Source organism: Polaribacter sp. 11A2H, assembly GCF_011379025.1.
Lineage (GTDB): Bacteria > Bacteroidota > Bacteroidia > Flavobacteriales > Flavobacteriaceae > Polaribacter.
The window spans coordinates 498,705-519,941 of record NZ_WTLD01000001.1; the positions used below are offsets into that span (position 1 = coordinate 498,705).

Sequence of the window (21,237 nt, forward strand, 5' to 3'; positions counted from 1 at the left end):
AAATAATACCAAATGAATTTTAAAGTTATTGATGATAAATTTGAATTATTTTTTATTAATATGAAATAGAAAATCTAATCAGAGCCTTAGTTATGGTTCTATTTTATATTAAAATATTAAGGAAAAAGAAACGAATTTAATCGATCATTTTGATGTTTATTTGGTATAACAAGGGCGTTACCTCGCTTAGGCGAGGTCGGGCTTTTGTTGCAAGTCCTCGTGCTAACGCACTGTGGGCTTTCCACGACAATCCCTAACGCAAAAAACATTTAGCATATTATGGAATTAACGTTACAACTAAAAAGACTAGGCAAGAAGAAGGTTAAAAAAGTGCCTTTTACTTTAGAAGAAAATCCTAAAAATTTAGAAGAATTATTAATTGGTTGTGTAAAAAATCAAGTAGAAGCTTTTAATAAAAAACGAACAGAAGTTAATGTAATTGGGTTTTTAAGTCCTGCAGAAATACAAGAAAAAGCAGAAAGTGGTAAAGTAGAATTTGGTGAGTTAGCCAATACAGATTTAGCAAATTTGCAACAAGCAATAGACAATGTTTTACTTTCTTTTAAAGACGGTTTGTTTGTCGTTTTTGTAGATGAAGACGAAATTACCGATTTAAAAGCACCTTTAGAATTAACGTCAGAAAGTGTCATTGCATTTATAAGAATGACGTTTTTAGTAGGTACGTATTGGTAGTATTTTAAATTTAGTAAATATGGATATTGAAAACATACAAAACCAATTAGCAGCACAAATTGTTAATCATCATAAAACTTGGAGCAATTTATTAGTGAACCTAGAATTCGGCAATGAAGCTTCCAGTTATTGGGATGTTACCTTAGAACCAACTAACGTTTCTGTTGAGGTTAATACTAATTCTTTCACTTTTGATAATGCCAAATTTATATTTGATGTAAATGTAGGAGTTTCTTACGGAGATGATGTTCAAATTTTCACCAAACAAATTTCGGGTAAAGGAGTTTGTCAACTTGTTGAAAATAAGACAATTAATCTTACAGAGTTAAAAATAGAGGAGTAGCGTTTAAAAAACAAATCTTAATAAAAAATGCTATTCAATATTAATAAAAAAAAAGGATGAAGTTTAAAAAATAGCAAGAAAATTAATGGAAAAACAATTTAAAACTAAAACAGGATTTTGTCATATTTTACCAGATAAAATTATTTTAACAAGAGATGGAATCATTGGGAATGTGGCAAAAGTGGCTGTTGGAAAAAGCATCACTCGAGTTTTAATAATTTATGGAGGAATTTCTATTTTCTTACTTTATTCAGCATTTGATAGTTTTCAAACAGGTCAAATTCCAATGTCTATATTTTATTTAATAATTGGTTTATTTCTAATGTATGGAATATTTGCAAGCTTTAATAACTCTGCAACACCAATAATAGAAAGAAAAGACATTACGAGTATTAAATTAAAAAAAGCAATATTCGGAATAACGCGTTCTCGTTTTGAAGTTCTTTTTAAAGATGAAAACGGAAAAATTAAGAAGCGTATCATAATGTTACCAGGTTCATTAGATAATGGAAAAAATGAAACCGAAATAGCAAAAAAAATAATGAAAGAAGAGAAGTTATTAGATGAATAAACATAAAGAAATACTAAATGTTATGAAAAATAATAGGTTTAAAGCTAACCTTTTCTTTGTCCGAGATTGTTATATTTATTTAAGTTGCTTTATTGTTTTTGTAATGCTTGGTATTGTTTTAATTCCGAATTTCTATTTTAGAGTTTATTAACCAAATATGTTTTTTAACATGGCATTTGTGTATATATGATACTAAAACAATTTAAGATAAAAAGTTAGATTTTCAGAAGAAATAAAGGTGTAATTTTATCGAAAATTAGTACATAAAATAGCAGCGAAAACGAATAATAATGGTTGAAATTATAAAAGCAAACACAACTCATTCCGAATTAATTGTAGAAATAGGAAAACAGGCTTTTCTTGAATCTCATGGACATAGTGCTTCTAAAGAAGATATAGCACTTTATATTTCTAAAGCATATAATAAAGAAGCGATTCTTACAGAGTTAGAAAACAAAAAAGTACAGTATCATCTTATTTATACTGATACTGTTATTGCTGGTTTTTCTAAAATAGAATTAGATACTACCAACAAAAATATAAATGATGTAACTATTACAAAGCTAGATAGAATATATCTTTTAGAACGTTTTCATGGCCAAAAATTAGGTGCTCAATTATTTGATTTTAATATAGAATTATCAAAGAAAAATAACCAGAATGGTATTTGGTTAGCCGTTTGGACAGAGAACCAAAAGGCCGTGAAATTTTATAAAAAAAGGGGCTTTAATATTGCTGGAGCATTCGATTTTAAAATATCAGAGACACATACCAATCCAAATCATATAATGTATTTAAAATACTAAAAATTAAAATTTAACGATAGATTCAACAAGGTGTTCTTATACTAAAGAATGCCTTTTTTTGTACATTATATTTTTAAAAAAAGTATAGAAGAGATAAACCGTTATATTTTGAAATAGCTGAATACAGTGATAAAAATTTTTAGATGCTTCTCTAGTTTTGTAGTAAATAATAAAAACAAAACATGATGAGCAATACAGTTAACGGAAACGAAAATTCAAAAGAAATAGAAAAAATAATTGAACAAACTGAAAATAGTGATAAAAAAATATATCCTATTTTAAAACCAGGAAATTGGGTTGGTTTAAAAGCAGGTGCTTTAAGTAATACTTTAATTCCTGCTGAAAATGGAGCAGAAGTGGTAATTGCATATGGAATGGATACACCAGATAACTTTGTGTTTTTAACTCAAAAGCATTTAGAAACTATGGATGGGAAACAAATTACAAGTGAAGCTTTTGAAAACTTAGGAAACTATGAAGCAGAATTAGAATTTGTTGGATCATTAGATAATAAAGCGGTTGCTACTAACGGAAAAGATTTTTCTAGTGAAATAATTCTTTCTAAAGCACATATGTTAAAAGCACATGCTATGTTAGATGCAGAAGAATTATTGGTATCTATACCTAGAAGAACGTGTATGACCATTATTTCTAGAGATGTAGATGAAGAAACAATGAATAAATTTGCATACCTACACAACTTTACTTGGAATGATGATAGTTTTGGAAATGCGCCTATTACCAATTCTCTTTTTATTGTAAAAGAAGGAACTATTGTAGGACATATTCCATTATAATTCAATTTAAATAATTACAAAAAAGGCATTCTTATTTTTAAGAATGCCTTTTTTTATGGAGTTAATTCTATTTTAATAAATAAATTACTAAATATTAAAATAGCTGAATACAGTGATAAAAAAACGTATGTGCTTCTTTAATTTTGTCGTAAATCTATGAGATGTAGCTTTATAAGTATAGCAAATTACATCGACTTATATATCGTCTTTTCGTTAGTTGTAAATAATTAGCGATACATATTAAAAAACAACTTTTAAAAATTATAAATTGAAAAATCTAGCCCCTGGTATTAACGATAGTGTACAAAATTTAATGGTAGATGTCTTTGAATCTATTAGCGCTTCTGATAAAGGAACAATAGAGATTAGGGAACTTTTAGATACCAGAAGTATTTTTGAACTCGTTTTTGAAATTGTTAAAGAGAGTGGTTTTTACAGTCAGGATGAAAATTTTAATCTTATAAAAGCTTTAAATATAGATACGGATGAAGATAGTTTAGAAGACGCTTTATGTGCTTCTTGGGTAACTATGGGCACAAATTTAAACACCGCAAAAACACAAGAAGAATTTAATGCTAAATTTGCCTTATTTGTACCCATCATTCTTAAAAAGATGGAGGCTATTAAGCGTATAGCAGGTTAAAAGAACCCTCAAGATTTATCATTTTACTATTCAAAACAAAACTTATGAAAATAGAAAAATTAATAAAAACTCGTGAGCCTTATCAGGAAATGTTATTTGACAGTTTCTTAATAGAAGACATAAAGTCGTACGAGGAACTTATAGATGTTTATAAAACCTATAAACAAAATAATCCAGACAAAACCATAATATTAACCCTTGATGATTTAGGTCAAGCTGAATATACCAGTGGTCACGCTTGTGATTGGAATTCTCTTCTGGATACAGAAGGATATGATTTATCTGGACTTGACAAAGCATGCTATGATGAAGATAACGAGCACTTGGGGCATCTTTCTACACCATCTGAATATTTTATTATAAGAGAAAACTTTTTAAAACAAACAAAAGGCATTGATTTTAAAAAAGTTTGTGAAAGAAACATAAACAATTCTGAAGATGATGTTTTAGATTTAGAAAACATGAATGAATCTCCATTAGCATTTTTAGACAAACAGGTGATTCTTAAAATTCTTCCCGTAGAAAAGCCATACGAAGGACTTACCGGATTTCCGAATGGATACTTTAGTGCAGATTTAAGTCCTTTTGAAAATTACGCTTTATCAAAACATTTATTTGAAAAATACAATTTTGAACTTTTTGGGATAGGTGCTTCATTTTTAGGGTTTATTAAAAATGAAAAATTAGCAGAAAATAAAGTAAAAGAATTAATTGCTGATTTGGCTAAACTGTATAATACAACAGAATCCGAATTTGAAAAATTAGCAAAAATAATTAAAGATAAAAATCATTTGTTTTTAAGATACACTGAATAATTTTAGCATTAATAAACATAGAAAAGCCCAATTATAAGTTTATAACTGGGCTTTTTATATAAGGAACATTCTATAAATTAAAATTTATTCTGAATAGGCTTTAATCAATTTGTATAAAGTCATTTTTGTTTTAAACAAACCACCATCATCATGACGAAAAATATAAAGTGTTTTACCATCGTGCCTGTCAATAAACAACAAATCACCTTCTGTATTTTTACCAATACTAATGCTTGCTGATAACATTAACATTGACCACTTCTTTCCTTTTTGATCATAAGTTGTAGATCCCATAATATCATTTAATGTAGTGGCATAAGCTCTTAAGGCACGAGCTTCGCTCACTTCCATACCATCAATATTTGTTAATGAAATCATCTTTTCAAAACTATATAGTTTAAAATCTTCATCTTCTACAGTAACTGTTCTCGGTTTTTCTGAAATAAAATCTCTATAATTTTTTCTAAACAAGTTTTTAGCAAGGTCAATGCTTTCTATAATAAAATCTGTACTCATAATTATATTTTTTAAATATTAGTTTTTAGTATTTTCTTTGGTTTTAGTATCTACAATCTGTAGTAACGTTGGCATTCGGTATTTACCGTGCATTCGTTCTATGGCGTGGCAAATCTCCTCTTTATCAACTCCAATAGTGGTCACATACAATGGCTTTTTACTTTCGCCACGAATCACTTCTTTAAATACAGATGTTTTAGACACAAACTCAGATTTAGCAATACCAACAACCGGAATTTTGGCTTCTAAATATTGGTACAAATAGCCACCTAAACCCAAATGTTTTTCTTCTAGAATAACGTAACCATCAACGATAATTAAGTCTACTTCTTCTAAATTCACTTGTTTAAGCAGACTTAAAATACACGGTAATTCGCGTTTGTAAAAAGATCCTGGTTCATACGGTTCTACACCTTCAATAATATCTGTGTAAATTTGTGTAGGTACTTCATCTTCCCAATTGTTAAAGCTTACAGCAATTGTTTTCGCCTTTCCGTCGTAATAATAAGTGTCAAAAGCAAGTTTCATAATTGTTGTTTTTATCCTTTTTCAGTTTGATGTTCGTAATAACTCAATGCTTCAGCTCTCACTAAATCGGTATAATTCTTATTCTCAGAAATCGATTTTAATAAATCGATATGTTTTTTACGTTCCTGTTCTTTTAAACCATTGATAAATCGATTCAACAAAAGGGTAGTAGTAATCGTTCCGTTTTCTGTATTAAATTTCAGCAATTCAGCATTATAAATATTGTAATCTGGTTGATCTATAGCTTCTATTAAATGAATGAAAGAAAAATCTTCTTCTAACTCTGGATCTTGCCGTTTTAGAAAATCAAAAAGTACCTGAATCAATTGTTGCTTTTGAGAACTTGTAAACGTTTTTACATCCCTTAATTCGTTTCCAATAGCATCAAAGAATTCACTAATTTCATAATCTTCCATATCATCATTGACGTCGAAGTTTTGAATTTTTATGATGGCATTTTCTAAATCCATATTGTTATTTTACTATTCGAATTATTACTTGTAATAAGAGTCTACTTAAACTTCTTATTTAAATACGTTTATTCTCCCTTTTTGTAAAAGCTAAAATTATTCAAATCAATTTCGTAGTTTAAAGCTTTTACATCATTAACAGCCGGTTGATGAATACTGACTGTGTTGTTTTTCTCATTCCATTTAAAATTTGTAATTCTAGCATAAAATTTTAGTGGAATATAGAATGATGCCTTCGGATTGTTTTTCTGTAATTTTGATGGAAATGTCCCTTCTTCCTTTAAATTAGGATACACTTTTGTATCAAAAAGGAAAATTTTGCAATAAGCATGATCATCAACATTTACAGATTCCATATATACCACTAAACTACCATCTAAAGACTGAGAAACATGACTTTCATCTTCTTGAAATCCTGCTCTATTTGTATAATTAAGAATGGAATATGTTGCTAAACAAACAAGAAATACGGTAAGTAATAGTACTGTTTTTTTCATCTAATTGAAATTTTGAAGTTGTGGAATGATATTTTTTTAATTACTTATTAAATTATAAACACTGTCATCGTTCACTTCTGAAATAGGTATTAATAGTTTGTCTAAATTACTAGTTTTGTTTCCATCAATTGTAGATATTCTCTTTCCAGAAATAAAATTGGTACTTGTATTTCCGGCGCCAACATGTGCAGCATTTCCATAATTATTATATTCAGCACCAATTAGCATATAGTCTTTATAGCTGTTTTGATATCTGAATTTTAATTCATAATCATGTCGCATAGATTGATGTTTTATACTAATTATATTTGTGTCTGTGACTTTAACTCTAACATCCGGATTTGTATAAATAAAAGAATAGGTTAGGTTACCTGTTTCATTTTTCAAGATAAAAGAACCGTCTTTCTGTCTTTCAAATATGCCAAGTTTTACGCTCGTTGCATTTGAATATTTTTCTTTCTTAGTTCCGTTTGCTATTAATATTACATAATCGAGAATGCCATCTGTATTTAAATCTGCCTTTATTTTATTAGACTCATTTCCAGAAAAAACAACTTCATATCCATCAGGAATAAAGTTGTCTACATCATTTTCTTTGACAATAATATTTTCTTTAGGCGCTATTTCTTGCTTTGAAGTCTTAGTCGATTTTTTAGTGTTATTACAAGAAAAGAAGACAATTGAAATGATTAGTACGTATAATTTATGCATTGAATAGGTTTAGATGTTTTAATTACAAATTAGGCTTATTTTATCTTTTGTAAAAGTTTTATTCGATTGAATCTTCTGTAATAAAATGAAATTTATTATCTATTAGCATTTGTAAATACGCATCAAAACTATCTGCAATTACTTCAAACTCATTCGGGTCATGAAGAAACCTCACCACTTGACCTATTTTTCCTTTTTCAGAAGGACTATAATCTATGTAAAGTTGAGACGTTCCGCCGTTATTTGTACAATCTGAAAAATGAAGCCAGTTAAGATCTTTTGCATTTTTTAAGATTTTTTCATCGATGTCTACGATATCATATTCTCCATATAAATAATCTTGAAAATTATATGGTGCATCACCTTGATTATCTAAAATTTGCTGAGACGATAATAAGTAATATCGACATTTAGATAAATCAGAACCCAATAAAGTAAAAGCAATATCTTCGTCACCATAGGTTCTCCAATACGTGCCATCTACATACTGTAATAAATAAATTAACGCCTTAGGAATAGCAGGACAATCTGCTTTCAATTCATTTAAATTTTCTTGAGAGGCACCGTGTTTTATATTTTCAAAATGACCCCAAATTTCTTTTCCTTTAGCATTATAATAGGCGTTTTTAAGTCCTGAAATGTATGTATCTACTATGTTGTCCATTTTAAATTTTCTTTTAATTTTTCACTAACTTTCATTAAAAAATGATGACGACTAATTTTATTTTAAAATTGGTATAAGGTGAGACCAATTTAGCGCTGTAGCAAAATCGAATGCTGTTTTTCCTGTTTTAGTTTTAGCATTTTTATCTGCACCTAATTCTAATAAAATCCCTACAGCTATTTTGTTTCCAGCAATGGTTTCTGTGTGTAATCTTGTCATACCATTTTCACCTACAGCAGCTACTACGTCTAAGTTTTCTGTAAAGAAATCTCTAGCAGGTTTTTCCATTGCTTTACTCATTGGGTGCTCAATAAGGTTTTCTTCTTTTTCTTCTTGTTGATGAGCTATTAGAATATTATTATAATCCCCAAAGTTTAATCCCCAAGCATTATCATGGTTTTCTCTAGCTTTATCTGTCATATCAGAGCGTAGTGCCTGAATGGTATATCCGCCATAAGTTTTACGATCTATAGACAACATCCAATCTGATATTTCTGATACTTTTCTGGTTACGGTATCGCCTTCAGCAACATTTGTCAATTTATTTGGTGCGTTTTGTAAAATACCTGTAATAAATTCTCCATCAAAATCAATTTCACTAATCCACATGTGTTCTACTAAAGGTTGTTCTTTTCCTTCAATTTTTTGTTGAAAAGGAATTTTTACTAATGCTAAATCGTGAGCAGGAACAACTCTTTTAGCTTCCCAATAAATTTCACGCCAAAAGTAATTAAAGGTTGACTGTGCTTTAAGATAAGCAGCTTTCATTTTTGCGTTTTGTTCGGTGTAGATTACATTATTTTCTTGACTCATAATTTCTTTGTTTTTAATTATTTATTTTTATTCAATACTAAAAATTGGATGATTTTGTAAATAGGAAACAACCTTTCAATTACCAACTTTATTTTTGCCAGTTATATTCTTTAGGTTGTTTTAAAGCGTACGTCTTCATTTTAGAATAACTTATTTTATTAGTAATCTTAAAGTTCTTTTTATAAAGGTATTGTGTCATTATTGGGTAATTATTTTTTTCATTAGCATTGGTGAGTCCCAATTCTGTAAATTCATAAATGTTAAATGTCCAATAATTGTTATTTTCATAATTATCAAGTTTCATTGTAATCGTTTCAAAGATTCCATCTTTATTAAAATCTCTTTCTTCACGATTTCCGTCCATCATATCATCATATGAAATTTTTGAAAACTTATTGTTTTTACTTTGAATAAGGTATATAACACGAACATTTAAAGCTGCGATTCCATTGCCCATATACGGAATTAAAATTTTTATGTCTTTTAAATTATCAGCATTAAAATCAGTTATTCTAATTGGTTCAAAAATATTTAATGTACTAAAAAACATATCCTCAGAAAGCTTCTGAACTTGAGTTTTTCCTCTAAATATACTTATGGAAGAAGCTTGATCTTCATCTCCTGTATAAGATGTTAATTGAATGGTTAGCGCTTCTGTTTCAAAAAAATCATTAATAGTAATTGTATAATCTGCTTGTTGTTTTGTTTCTGTTAAATCGTATAATTTCCAATCGTTGAATTCCTCATAAACAGGTTTAGGAGATTCTTCAAAAGGATATTGGCAATACCCAGTTAAATAGATTAAATTGAATATAATTAGTACTAATTGTTTCATGTTACGGGTACTTCTGTATAAACAGATCAATTAAATATTTTGAATAGAAATGAATTGCTTTTATTTCTTTATACGAACAAAGATGAAGCTTTGTACGTGTTTTTATGTAACGGTTTTCAGTGATATTAAAATATAAAGAAAAGTGTTTTGTTATTTTCTTGTTCCTACAGAATTACCATTTCATAATAGATTCTTCTTTCCAAAAAATAAACCTGAATTCTTCATAATGATTTCCATTTCCAATGGTGTGGTTATCTCTAAGACCTTTATCTAACTGTAATTTATGAAGCATTCCTGATGCAGAACCAATCCATAATGTGTTTTCATCGTCAGAAATAGTAATGCTTGTAATGGTAGAACCTAAAAAGTATTTCCAAATGCAATTTCCGTTAGTATCAATGGCTTTAATATAACCAAAAGCATCACCTAAAATGTAATATTTAGAAGTTGCTACACCACAATAAACTCTCATTCCGTCATCTATAACTGTATAATCTTCGCTTTCTTCATAAGCTGTTATGTTGATGTTTTTTAAGTCTGTAGCATCTACACCAATAGTTACTCCATTATAAAAATGACAAGAATTTGTAATTAATTGATGGTCATTTTTAGAGAAAATACAAAAATCTGGATAAGAAGATTGCGGACCAACTTCTCCAATTTCTACGCCATTATTATCTAAAACTCTATGGTCGCTGCATTGATCGCCAACAACAATGTAATTATTATCATTAGAAATTGTTGCGTTTTCCATGTCCATATCAGACACCCATTCATCGTCTTCTAAATCCGGAACTGGGTGAATCATGTTTTCTGCATCTTTAGAAATAATATAAATTCCTTCGGATGTTGTTAGTAGAATTTTATGTCCGTCGTTAAAAGGAGTTAATTCTGTAATTCCTAAGTCCTTCGTTTTTTTTAAATTAAAAGTTGCAATAATTTCTCCTTGCCAACCTTGTGTTGTTACTATTTTATTATTAGAAACAATTGCAAAAACGTTATTCTTTTTAGATTTTCCTATAGCACTAATAGCGTCATCAAGTTCTGTAATTGTATCATTTTTAAGAAGATATGCTTGCCTTTTTTGATAGGCTGTACCTACTAAAAACACAACCTTCTGCTCATTTATAAAATGTAATTGTTCTATACTTTGCCCTTTATCTTGCAAAAATTTGATGAAAGGCGTGTGCGCAGGCGGAAAATCATTTCTAAATTGAGTAACCGTATTATTTTTATTAGCTTCTTTTAAAAGCTGATAAATAGCATCTGCTAAATGATCCCTTTCGTCTTTAGGTTCTTCTCCTTTCCAATTTTCCCATCCGTTCGTTTCACCAAACTTCACCATTTCATTTACATCAGAAGCATATTTGCTTCCTAATAAATTCCATTCTTGTTTGATATTTTCTTTACTCTTGTCTGTGAATTTCATTTGTACTATTTTTTTCTTTTTTGGAGAGAACCTAAAGTTAAAAGAGGTTACTATTTAATTAAAAACAATTGCTGTTTTATTATTGATACTAAATTTAGCTGCATCTAAAAGAGTAGTACAAACCAATGTTTCAATCCAAAAATCACCTTCGTTTTTAATTTTTTCATTCAATTCTGGTAAATTAGATATAATATCATTTTCATTTAAAGTGATACCTAAATGCTTTGTAAGACTTTTTAATTCTCTTAAAAGATCGTAAGAAGAACCAATCATTGCACCAGGAACAGGAGCCTCATCTGTATCGTAAAGAACTTCTGGCAATTCTACAGGAATATAAAAACCTTCTGAATCTGAATGTGTTAAAAGGTGACTAGATAAATAAGAATATTGATCTTCTAAAACTGCATCACCTTGTGGTTCTTCTTCCGGAGAAAAAGGTGTTGGTACCCAATTTTCATCAAATTCATTTTCCCAAACATGAGCAGCAAAACGTCTTAAATGATGTAAAAAACCATAAGAAAATCCGCCAGTAGATAAAGTCTTTCCTTCTAGAGTATCTGGTTCTGTGTAAGGTGCTACACCATTTTTAACTAATATGGTATTTATATTCTCAAAAATGACTTTATAAGCCTCGTAACCTTCTGGTTCATTTTCTTTAAAATCTGCTAATATTCCACTTGAAATCGTTAATCCCATAACTTTTTTTATTTTTTATATTGTTAGACAAAATTAGAGGGAATGTGCTTTTTGTTTATCACTGAAATTAATGATATTTAAAAATAGTAGATTTTAGTTTAGAGTTTTTAGCGTACTAAAAGGCAAAAAAAAAGTACATCAATTAAGTGTACTTTTTTTTAATTCTTGGCATTCCAATTATAAAGACTCTGCTTCAATACCCATTTTTTCAAATTCGTCATAAACACAATCTTTAGCGTAACATAAAGTTGCTTTTTTAAGGTTAGGAAATTGTTTTGCATCAACAGCAGTTTCCATATCCCAATCATCTTCACCACCACCAGAAAAAGGGGAGAGGTTCATATAAATATCGTTTCCGCCATCTTGATAAATGTCTGTAATTTCTGTAGCCAAACGTTTCGGAATTGGTAAATCTTTAAAATATTGTACAACCTCAACAATAGGTTCGTAACCTTCTTCATCAATATCTATTTTACGATCTCTATACCAATCTGCAAATTCATAAATGTCGAATTTAGGTTCTAGTAAGCCTTTCATATACATTAATTCTTCTATAATAGACAGTTTAAAACCAAAGTCTACAAAAGTAATTTCTTCTTCCTCTAAAGGTTTAATACTATATTTATCATCCGGAATACCTTGCCAACGCACATAAGGTTTGTATGTACTTATTTCAATCGCTTTTATCGTTTCTTCTTCATCAACATTAAACCAAGCACAAATATCATTTAGTGCCAAAGCACCAGAATCATCACCTTTAAAAAGTGCTACACGTTCTTCTTTATGTGTTTTATAATAATTGGTAATCTCTTGATCATTAAAGTAGCATTTTCCAGAGAATTTGTTTTTAGAAGAGAAATCGTACGTCTCTGGTTCTAATTCTAAAGAGAGTGATTCAATGAGTTCACCATTTTTAGAATAACCTAAAAGTCCTAAGGCATCCCAAGTAAAAAAAGTATTTCTTTTTCCTTTAGTTATTCTGTAATTATCATCTAAACATTTTTTTAAAGTGTTTATAGAAATAGGAAACTCTATAGAAACTGAATTAATTTTTAAATCAGTTGAAGTTAAATGTATGGTTGTCATCAGTAGTTTTTTTAATCATCAAAGGTAATTACTCGATTAAAAATTTTACTGCCTGATTTCAGTGATTTTATATATCTATTAAAAATAGATTTCTTTTAAATAAAAAATAAATCACCCTTTTCGGGGATAAAAAAATGAAGAGTTACCTATAATTTTGATGAAAATATATTTGATGGAAGATAAAATTAAAAGTGCAGCTTTTTTAGATTCATTAAAGCGCAACAACGAAAAAATAAGAGACGATCGTGCAAGTGCCATTGCAGAAGATGCGCAATTAATGTACAAACGTGAAACGGAAGATTTAGCCTTGTCATTAAAACGCTTAAAGCGAGAGCAAGAAAACATGTTAGACATGAGTCCGACAGACGCAAATAGTTTGGTTTTAGCTTCAGATTTTGATGCAAAAGATTATGTAGCCAAAGACTTAGAAATGTCTGTAAAGATTAGAAATTTAGAAATTAAATTAGAATTAGCTAAAAAGCGATACACGCATTTATTTGGCGGAATCATAAATGAACTATAATTATGGGAGGAGGAAGATTTAGTAACGACGCTTATAAAAAATTAAGAAAAACAAAAGGCTATAGTAACAAGTCTAGAGAAGAGATATTTACGTCTAGAAATATAGATGCAGAAATGGACCCTACAAAAGCACTTGTTAGAGAATCTAGAGATTCTGAAGAGCATCCAGAAACGGTTTCTATTATTGTAGCATTAGACGTTACTGGGAGTATGGGCTTTGTGCCAGAACATATTGTAAAAGAAGCATTGCCAGATCTTATTGGTTCTTTAATGGAAGCAGGAATTGAAGATCCACAAGTATTATTTTTAGGGATTGGAGATTTTATTTATGATGCTGCTCCTTTACAAGTTGGTCAGTTTGAATCTTCTGCAGAATTGTTAGACCGTTGGTTAACGCGTGTGTATTTAGAAGGTGGCGGTGGCGGAAACAATCAAGAAGGGTATAATTTGGCGCATTTATTTGCAGCACGTCATACTTCGATTGATTGTTGGGAAAAAAGAAAGCAAAAAGGTTTTTTATTCACCATTGGTGATGAACCTGTTTTTCCTACAATTCCGGCAGAAATTATTAAAAGATACACCTGCGCAGAAGAAGCAGAAACTGTTACTACGGAAAGCATTATTAAGGAGGCTCAAGAAAAATACAATGTATTTCATATGCATTTAGAGCATAATGAATGGGCTAAAACAGAACACCGAAAAGGTAATTGGAAAGCGCTTTTAGGAGAAAACTTTATAGAAATCCCTGATTTTAAAACCGTAGCAAAACGTATTGCAGATGTGGTGATTCAAAATCATAAACCATTTAGTGCAACCACAAATACCAATACTTCTTCTGATGATATAGAAGTAGAAAATATGTTATAAATGACAAAATGTAGTATTGTTATAGATTTAGGTTTTGGTGATGCTGGAAAAGGTTTAACTACCGATTTTTTAGCATCACAAAATCCTAAAGAAAGTTTAGTGGTTCGGTTTTCTGGAGGACATCAAATTGGGCATACCGTAAGTACAGATGCACTTACACATACGTTTAGTAATTTTGGTTCAGGAACATTATTGGGTGTTCCGACGTATTATTCAGAACATACTACACTTTTTCCACCGGCTATTTTAGACGAAGGTAGTTTCTTGAAAAAATATCAACCAAAACTGTATTTTCATCCGCTTGCGATGATTACCACTTTTTATGATATTGCTTTTAATAGAGCCATAGAAAAGCAACAAAATCATGGTTCTTGTGGTTTGGGTTTCGGTACAACCATTGCTAGAAATAAAGAAGAAGTGTATTTATATGCCAACGATTTGCAGTTTAATTGGGTTTTAAAACAACGCTTAATTAGTATCAAAAATTACTACGAAACGAAGTTAGAAAGTCAGTCAAAAAGCGTTCAAGAATATTACAAAAACGAACTAAAGGATTATAACGAAGCGTATTTTATAGAAAGTTGTTTTTCTATTCAGAAATTTTATAATTTAAAATCTCTTTCAGAATTAAAAACAACATTCGAACATTTTATTTTTGAAGGTAGCCAAGGAATTTTATTAGATACACAACATGGTTTTCATCCGCATACAACTTGGAGTTATACCACCTCTAAAAATGCGATTCAGCTTATAAAAACGCATTTAGAAGAAGATGCAGAAATAGCTATTTTTTACGTTACACGTTGTTATCAAACAAGACACGGAAACGGACCAATGTCTAAAACAGCGTCTGTAACACTGCAGAATAATGAAAATGAAGCAAATGTTACAAACGAATTTCAGGGGGAATTTAGAACGCAAGCTTTAGATGTTGAATTATTAAATTATGCTTTCAATTCTGATGCAATTCATCATCAAGATTTAAAAATTGAGAAAAATTTAATGATTACTTGTATCGATCAATTGCCTAGTTTTTCTTACGAGAATTTACTTCAAAAATTAGCTATAAAATTTAATACTGTTTATGGAAGTTACGGTCCAAAACGAGCATGTATTAGCCAATTTTTATCAAAATAATTTATTTGTATTGATACCTAAAAGTATTCCGTAGTTTTTAAAATCATTAGTTTCAGTGATAAAAATTTCATAGCTCTAAAGTATCTTAGCAGTATCAAAAAAAATAAGAGAAAATGAACAATAGTATCCAATATTCTGAAGACTTTAAATTGTTGAAATGGAACGATTTTAATTTTGAACCTATAGAAATAAACACACTTTCTATTCTTGAAGATCCAAAACATTACAAGAATTCTTTTACATTCAGAGATGCAATTATAGATGCTATTGAAACTCGCTCCGGTAAAAAAATATTCAAACTCTCACTTGTTACACCTGATTATAAATCTAGTAAAAAATTCTACGGTATTGGGTTTTTAGAAGACAGAACTGTTGAAACTTTTGAAATAGAAAATACGCCAATATTTGAAGAATGGTTTATAAATATTCAGCGTTTTAGAAGTGATGACGTAACTAAAAAATTTGTTCCATCTATTTACAATTTTAGTACGAGTTTGTATAGCTCTCAACCTGTTTCTAATATAAAGAATATCACTTTTCAAGAAAATACAGGTGCTTTTATTGATCAATTTATTCCGGATCAATTTATAGCAGAAAAATTAGACAAAGAAAAAGTAGATTTTTTAACACCATTTATTCAGTTAGAAGCTAAAATTAATTTAGAAGAAGTAAAAGAATCTTTTAATGCTTTAATTGCAGAAAAAGGTTTAACAATACATCCACCAAAGAACAATGATGGCATTTATGCTCAATTTGAAAAAGAAGCTGGTTTTCCTTTTCCTGCAATAATAAAGGAATACTTAACGTTGCATAATGGGATTGATAGATGTGCCATAATGGGCGCAGAAGATATTTATAAGGAATGGAAACAGTGGAAAGATGTTTATGATGATTGGACGCAAGAAGACTTGTTCGATACCTATTCTACAAACCAAGGAAAAGCCTTGTTAATGTATACCATACCTTATTGGATTCCGTTTTTTGATTTAGAAAACGGTAATTTTTTAGCCTTTGATTTCGCACCAAATACAAAAGGAAAAGCCGGACAAATTATTCGTTTTGGAGCCGATCAAGAAATTGCATATATAGAAGCCGAAGATTTAAATACTTTTCTGAAAAGTTTAATGGGTAACGAAGGCGAAATTGAAGAAAATGAATGGTTTTTCGTTGAATAAAATCTTCCCAAAAAAATAAAATTGATTACAATATAATTTGAATAACACCCAGCAAATGTCTGCGATTTTTAAAGATAAAATAGTTCCGAAATTAGAGTTGTCATCTTTAGAGGCTTCTGAAGTAAAAGCTATACTTCAAGTTTTAGAATTAATGAACATTACTGATACTGATGTTTATCAAAATACAAAAAACAATTATAATACAGAAGATGTAAAAGCTGATTTTACAGAAAAAGTAGCAGAACTTATTTATTTTCATCCTGTTGTTTTTGCAAATGAAAAAGAAGGGTTATCGCTTATTGCATCTTGGATTCCATTGTTAGAAAAAGGATTTTATCCGGATGAAAAAAGCACTAATAAGCTCCTAGAGTTTTTATATTTCAGTCTTAGTTATTTACAAACCGATGCTGTTTCTGAAGATTTGAAAACGCAAATTTTTAAGGTTTTAAAAATGTTGGTACAAAGTGAATCTAAGGCTTCACTTTCTGTGGCTCGTTTTTTAGTTCACAGAATTTTTGATATTCGAGATGTGCTGAGTTCAGACTTTTTAATTCAGTATTGCATTCGATATCAAATTTTAAACGAAACATATTCGGTTGTCAATTCAGATAAAACCATAGCTACTTTTCCGTTTAAGATAGACAATGCTTTTGTAGAACATTTTTTTGATAATAATTGGTATAAATTTATTTCAGAATTTCATAGAATATTACCTGTAGGGCGTGTGTATGTTAAAGGTGCATACGATTTAATGTTGCCTTGGTTTAGCACAGAATTAGCTGCTTTTTATTACAATGATTTACAACTTATTTACGAAGCACATAAAGCGATAAAAGAGCGCATTATTTACTTAGAAGTAAATAGTTTAGAATTGTTAAACCTAAAAACTACCGAAGGTTTTCATCCATTAATTGCCGCATTAGGACCTAGAATGTTATGGGATTCTGGCGATGTTTTATTATTTAATAATCGTGATAAAAATATTCCACAAGAACAATTAGATGTTTGTTATTTAAGATTTGTAGATTGGTTAAACGCCGATGGCGGAAGTAATTTTTATACAGAAGCTTTTAAAGATTACGGGAAGTTAATTCTTACAGAAAATAGGGTAGAAGCACTTCCGTTACAATTCATTCCGTTTTGGTTTGATAGATGTCATCCTAAAACAGGTGTTAAAAATCAGACAGAAACCTTCAATACCATATTTTCAGATTTATTGATTAAAGACAGAAAAGGACAATTTCCTGTAATGCGTTATGATCACAAAGATTTTCAAATGACGGGTTCATTTTTAATTCAAAACGTTTATCAGAATAAAGACAACTTAAAAGGTTTTCTTAAAGACTTTATAAAAGAAGGCATTAAAATTCCATTAAATCAGTTTTTAATTCTCACTTTTTATGATGCTCGCGAAGAATTATTAATTTTATACAACGCAGAACAACAAGAAGTTTTACAATTATACTTGTTAGAAATCGCTTATTCAACAAGAGATGTTAGTGATGAAATCAGAAAAGAAAACTTACCTTTTATTGTAGAAACATTAGCTAATTTATGTGTAGAACCAGGTAATTTTACGCGTGTAAACGAAATTTGGGCACTAAAAGATATTGATGCTTGCGTTACAGATCTTTGTAACAATTTTGCAAAAGGACATTACGTTAATGAAGAGCGTCCTTTAAACTTAAATATTATTCAAGCTTGGTTTAATTATTTAGGCGATTTTTATTATAGTTCTAGACAAGAAGCTGTTTGGATTTCAGATGTTTTAGACACGCAAGGTATTCGTACAGCAAACTATTTTAATGCTAGAGAAGACGATGTGAGTTACTTTTTAGATAGAGCTATAAATAGAATTATTACTTTTCATAGAAAAGGCAAACTCAAAGAAAAAGACAACGGCATGTTAGGTTACATTTCGATGCAAATTGACACGTATTTAACCGATTTTCTAAAGACATTAAATAAAGAAAAATTAAATACAAATACGGTAAAATACCTTACTGATTACAGCAGAAGTGTTATATCGTGTTTTACGTATCAAGAAGAATTATTAGCGGCTATTGATGGTTTTTATCATTTTCATTTTAAAGGAGAACCTCAAACAGAAATTGAAAGTATTGCTGCAGAGTTGCAAACTATTAATGTTGAAATGGAAGTTAAAGAAATTAACCAAAAATATGTGGATGCTGTACTTTATAATCTAGAAAATTATAAGGAAAACGGAAGTTGCGACACTAAATTTTTAGAGCCTTTAGATGAAAAAATAGAAGAATTTAAAGTTTGGTTAGCTGATGATAAAACAGGAATTGAAGCTAAGTTTATTCAGGCTCTTTATATGACTTTACTTGATACAAATTTAGCACCAAAAACGGAACAAGAAACGTACGGAACACTTTGTAGAAGTTTATTTGTGCACTTGGTAAAAGGAACTAAAATGGCACCTTCATACGGAATGGGATTAAAATCGAGGGCAAAATCTGGAGCCTATTCAGAAGATTTAGCAAAGGCTTTATTAGAAGTAGTTGACCATTTAAAAGCTTAGATAATGACACAAGAAATAACACCAAAAATACAAGACCAATTAAATTTATCGGCCTTGATTTTGAAGAAAAATTATAAAAGTGCCAACTTAACAAGTTGGTCTGGTTTCGATTTAGAAAACCAAATGCATGTGAAGCAAGCCAAACGACTTTTAAGTTTATATGGCATAAAATCTGGTTTGCATTTGCGTAATAGTTTACAGCGTTATGAAAACGGAGAAATGGTTTCTAATGCGTTCGAAAAACTAGCAATAGAATTCCGAATGAGCACCACAAGAGATTTTGATGTAAAATACAATGCCGAAGAAAACCCAAAAACGAAAGGCATTTATAAAATGGTTTGGAAATACCGTTTTAGTCTAAAAAAGCAAAAATTAATTGGGTACGAAATGGCGTACTATATTTTTCAAATACGCTTAGGGCACGTATTAGGTTTTATGGATACAAGAGAAATGGTTTTACGTTTAGAAGAAGCGAACGACACTATAAAATCAACTTTTTCTAGTTGGGGAGAATTTCATAGAAATGTATGTTTAGGAGATGAATATGTTTTAGGAGCAACAGAACAAGATGTTAGTAAATTTCCTGGTATGGAAACACTTTGGGAATGCTACCAACGCTTATATATAGAACATGCCGATTGGTTTAAAACATGGAAAAAATGAGTTTAACAAGACAAGAAGTTATCACACAAATAGCGCGTGCAGAAGAACTTTATAAAGCGAATCTTTATGTTCCTTTGCAACCTATTATGGCCAATATTCAAGAAAATATTGAAATATTAGGAGAGCGTTATCCTGCAGATACTGCCAGATATTATCGCATGTATATGCTTTATATTGGTGTTTTTGAAGAACTAAATATGCCCGTTTTAGAGTCTTATTTACAAGCTTTAATTAGTATTGGCAAAGAGCTTCCTTCAGATTTTGAATATATCTGTAGTTATTACAAACAGTGTAGCGAATGGATTTACACTACGGCATTAATGAGCAATCCATATAACGAAACCCTGCATTTATTTTATGCTTTAAAGTTGCAAGAAGAACAGCGATTTGAGGAAGCAATTATCACACTAAAATATATTTTAGAATGTTATCCTGCCTTAACAGAAGCACGTTTTTTACTTTGGGAAATTGAATTTGCTCGAATAGAACAAATACGCAATTCTAATGAAGCAGAAGATGCTTATGAATTATTAAATTTAGCATCAGATACACATCGTAAAGAAATTTTAACACCCTTACAATTTGATGATAACTTAGACCAAGCAAATCAAAATTTAGCGCGTATTCAATTGACTTTATGGAGCAATAAATCTATCGATAATAAAAAACAATGGATTGCAGAATGGCGCCATTTAGAATTGACGGATACCACTCGCTTTTTATTAGCGGATTATGCCAAATCTTTTATGATGTATGATATGGTTTCTCAAATTTTAGCTGCACCAAAAGAGCCTGTATTTCCAGAAGAAAACTATACCAATTTTAGCGAGTATGAGAATTATATGATAGCATTGGCTAATTCGGGTTGGCAATTAGCACAACATCAATATATGTTAATAGGAAATTCATCATACTATTATTCAAAAAATAAAAAAACAATAGAGATTTGTGTAGAACGAGGTTTGGCTTTAAACCCTAAAAACCCTTTACTGCTGGTCTTAAAAGCGAAGTCTTTTTTCTTTGTAAAAGATTACAACGTTACTGGAGCAGCTTATCACGAAGCCTTTAAAAACGGACTTAGAATGAGTGAATACTTGTTTTATTTACTAGAAGTGAATAGTAGAATAGAAAGTTGGCAAGGTATTTTAGATATTGTAGTACAATTTCATCGAAGAAAAACACCAACGCTTAAAACACTATTTTTTCAATCACGTGCGCTCGTTAAATTAAACAGATTTGATGAAGCTCTTGAGGTTATAAATGAAGCCCTTTCAGGTTTTCCTTTGCCAGCACATTCATATGCACCTTGGTTGTATAATTTACGTATGATTATTCATCAAAAAAATCATAATTACACAGCCTTTTTTGAAGATATGCAAGAAGAAATCAATTTTTATAAAACAGGAGATGATGAT

At 29.9% G+C, this 21,237-nt stretch carries 25 protein-coding genes; 14 read left to right on the plus strand and 11 right to left on the minus strand.

Translation table 11 applies throughout. The annotated features are described in order from the left end of the window. Nucleotides 1-279: 279 nt before the first annotated feature. The 7 genes from GQS58_RS02125 to GQS58_RS02155 all read left to right on the plus strand — a co-directional run bounded on the left by GQS58_RS02125 (nucleotide 280) and on the right by GQS58_RS02155 (nucleotide 4,668). A complete protein-coding gene (locus GQS58_RS02125) occupies nucleotides 280-693 on the plus strand; it encodes a hypothetical protein (RefSeq protein ID WP_166382363.1) in 414 nt (137 codons plus the stop codon). A 19-nt stretch (nucleotides 694-712) separates the two neighbouring features. Continuing rightward, nucleotides 713-1,036, plus strand: coding sequence for a hypothetical protein (locus tag GQS58_RS02130; protein WP_166382365.1), 324 nt, complete (start codon nucleotides 713-715; stop codon nucleotides 1,034-1,036). Between the two features lie 85 nt (nucleotides 1,037-1,121). Continuing rightward, on the plus strand, nucleotides 1,122-1,607 hold the full coding sequence (locus GQS58_RS02135; protein WP_166382367.1) for a phosphoribosylaminoimidazolesuccinocarboxamide synthase: 486 nt from the start codon (nucleotides 1,122-1,124) through the stop codon (nucleotides 1,605-1,607). A gap of 290 nt (nucleotides 1,608-1,897) precedes the next feature. Continuing rightward, on the plus strand, nucleotides 1,898-2,413 hold the full coding sequence (locus tag GQS58_RS02140) for a GNAT family N-acetyltransferase (protein ID WP_166382369.1): 516 nt from the start codon (nucleotides 1,898-1,900) through the stop codon (nucleotides 2,411-2,413). Between the two features lie 185 nt (nucleotides 2,414-2,598). Then, nucleotides 2,599-3,210 carry a DUF1444 family protein gene (locus tag GQS58_RS02145; RefSeq protein WP_166382371.1) on the plus strand — a complete coding sequence of 204 codons (612 nt, stop codon included), beginning with the start codon at nucleotides 2,599-2,601 and terminating at the stop codon, nucleotides 3,208-3,210. 268 nt (nucleotides 3,211-3,478) lie between these two features. Next, on the plus strand, nucleotides 3,479-3,853 hold the full coding sequence (locus tag GQS58_RS02150) for a hypothetical protein (RefSeq protein ID WP_240914543.1): 375 nt from the start codon (nucleotides 3,479-3,481) through the stop codon (nucleotides 3,851-3,853). A 44-nt stretch (nucleotides 3,854-3,897) separates the two neighbouring features. Then, the gene (locus tag GQS58_RS02155; protein ID WP_166382373.1) at nucleotides 3,898-4,668 is read left to right on the plus strand and encodes a hypothetical protein; all 771 of its coding nucleotides are present in this window, start codon (nucleotides 3,898-3,900) and stop codon (nucleotides 4,666-4,668) included. Between the two features lie 84 nt (nucleotides 4,669-4,752). Here the strand turns inward: GQS58_RS02155 and GQS58_RS02160 are convergent, their stop codons facing one another. The 11 genes from GQS58_RS02160 to GQS58_RS02210 all read right to left on the minus strand — a co-directional run bounded on the left by GQS58_RS02160 (nucleotide 4,753) and on the right by GQS58_RS02210 (nucleotide 12,913). Next, a complete protein-coding gene (locus GQS58_RS02160; protein WP_166382375.1) occupies nucleotides 4,753-5,184 on the minus strand; it encodes a hypothetical protein in 432 nt (143 codons plus the stop codon). Nucleotides 5,185-5,202: 18 nt separating this feature from the next. Further along, nucleotides 5,203-5,712 (minus strand): endonuclease V, encoded by a 510-nt coding sequence (locus GQS58_RS02165; RefSeq protein ID WP_166382377.1) that lies wholly within the window; start codon nucleotides 5,710-5,712, stop codon nucleotides 5,203-5,205. An 11-nt stretch (nucleotides 5,713-5,723) separates the two neighbouring features. After that, a complete protein-coding gene (locus GQS58_RS02170; protein WP_166382378.1) occupies nucleotides 5,724-6,182 on the minus strand; it encodes a hypothetical protein in 459 nt (152 codons plus the stop codon). Nucleotides 6,183-6,250: 68 nt separating this feature from the next. Continuing rightward, on the minus strand, nucleotides 6,251-6,679 hold the full coding sequence (locus GQS58_RS02175; protein ID WP_166382380.1) for a hypothetical protein: 429 nt from the start codon (nucleotides 6,677-6,679) through the stop codon (nucleotides 6,251-6,253). A 36-nt stretch (nucleotides 6,680-6,715) separates the two neighbouring features. Next, the gene (locus GQS58_RS02180) at nucleotides 6,716-7,390 is read right to left on the minus strand and encodes a hypothetical protein (RefSeq protein ID WP_166382382.1); all 675 of its coding nucleotides are present in this window, start codon (nucleotides 7,388-7,390) and stop codon (nucleotides 6,716-6,718) included. A 58-nt stretch (nucleotides 7,391-7,448) separates the two neighbouring features. Then, entirely contained in the window at nucleotides 7,449-8,054 is a 606-nt protein-coding gene (locus GQS58_RS02185; protein ID WP_166382384.1) for an SMI1/KNR4 family protein, read from the minus strand. Between the two features lie 57 nt (nucleotides 8,055-8,111). Then, a complete protein-coding gene (locus tag GQS58_RS02190; RefSeq protein WP_166382386.1) occupies nucleotides 8,112-8,867 on the minus strand; it encodes a DUF2314 domain-containing protein in 756 nt (251 codons plus the stop codon). Nucleotides 8,868-8,955: 88 nt separating this feature from the next. Continuing rightward, nucleotides 8,956-9,702 carry a hypothetical protein gene (locus tag GQS58_RS02195; RefSeq protein ID WP_166382388.1) on the minus strand — a complete coding sequence of 249 codons (747 nt, stop codon included), beginning with the start codon at nucleotides 9,700-9,702 and terminating at the stop codon, nucleotides 8,956-8,958. 172 nt (nucleotides 9,703-9,874) lie between these two features. After that, on the minus strand, nucleotides 9,875-11,131 hold the full coding sequence (locus tag GQS58_RS02200; protein WP_166382390.1) for a hypothetical protein: 1,257 nt from the start codon (nucleotides 11,129-11,131) through the stop codon (nucleotides 9,875-9,877). Between the two features lie 54 nt (nucleotides 11,132-11,185). Then, a complete protein-coding gene (locus tag GQS58_RS02205) occupies nucleotides 11,186-11,827 on the minus strand; it encodes a hypothetical protein (protein WP_166382392.1) in 642 nt (213 codons plus the stop codon). 177 nt (nucleotides 11,828-12,004) lie between these two features. After that, entirely contained in the window at nucleotides 12,005-12,913 is a 909-nt protein-coding gene (locus GQS58_RS02210; RefSeq protein ID WP_166382394.1) for a DUF6892 domain-containing protein, read from the minus strand. 172 nt (nucleotides 12,914-13,085) lie between these two features. Between GQS58_RS02210 and GQS58_RS02215 the strand changes: the two genes are divergently transcribed. The 7 genes from GQS58_RS02215 to GQS58_RS17010 all read left to right on the plus strand — a co-directional run. Then, on the plus strand, nucleotides 13,086-13,436 hold the full coding sequence (locus GQS58_RS02215) for a hypothetical protein (RefSeq protein ID WP_165730891.1): 351 nt from the start codon (nucleotides 13,086-13,088) through the stop codon (nucleotides 13,434-13,436). Nucleotides 13,437-13,438: 2 nt separating this feature from the next. Beyond that, nucleotides 13,439-14,302 carry a hypothetical protein gene (locus tag GQS58_RS02220; RefSeq protein ID WP_166382396.1) on the plus strand — a complete coding sequence of 288 codons (864 nt, stop codon included), beginning with the start codon at nucleotides 13,439-13,441 and terminating at the stop codon, nucleotides 14,300-14,302. Then, nucleotides 14,303-15,439, plus strand: coding sequence for an adenylosuccinate synthetase (locus GQS58_RS02225; protein WP_166382398.1), 1,137 nt, complete (start codon nucleotides 14,303-14,305; stop codon nucleotides 15,437-15,439). 113 nt (nucleotides 15,440-15,552) lie between these two features. Beyond that, nucleotides 15,553-16,614, plus strand: a complete 1,062-nt coding sequence (locus GQS58_RS02230; protein WP_166382400.1) for an SMI1/KNR4 family protein — start codon at nucleotides 15,553-15,555, stop codon at nucleotides 16,612-16,614. Between the two features lie 55 nt (nucleotides 16,615-16,669). After that, complete coding sequence (locus GQS58_RS02235) at nucleotides 16,670-19,159, plus strand: hypothetical protein (RefSeq protein WP_166382402.1); 2,490 nt, start codon at nucleotides 16,670-16,672, stop codon at nucleotides 19,157-19,159. 3 nt (nucleotides 19,160-19,162) lie between these two features. Further along, the gene (locus tag GQS58_RS02240) at nucleotides 19,163-19,822 is read left to right on the plus strand and encodes a DUF1266 domain-containing protein (protein WP_166382404.1); all 660 of its coding nucleotides are present in this window, start codon (nucleotides 19,163-19,165) and stop codon (nucleotides 19,820-19,822) included. Further along, nucleotides 19,819-21,237, plus strand: a 1,419-nt coding sequence (locus tag GQS58_RS17010; protein ID WP_205860357.1) for a hypothetical protein, incomplete at its 3' end; no start/stop codon positions are given. The genes GQS58_RS02240 and GQS58_RS17010, both read left to right, overlap by 4 nt.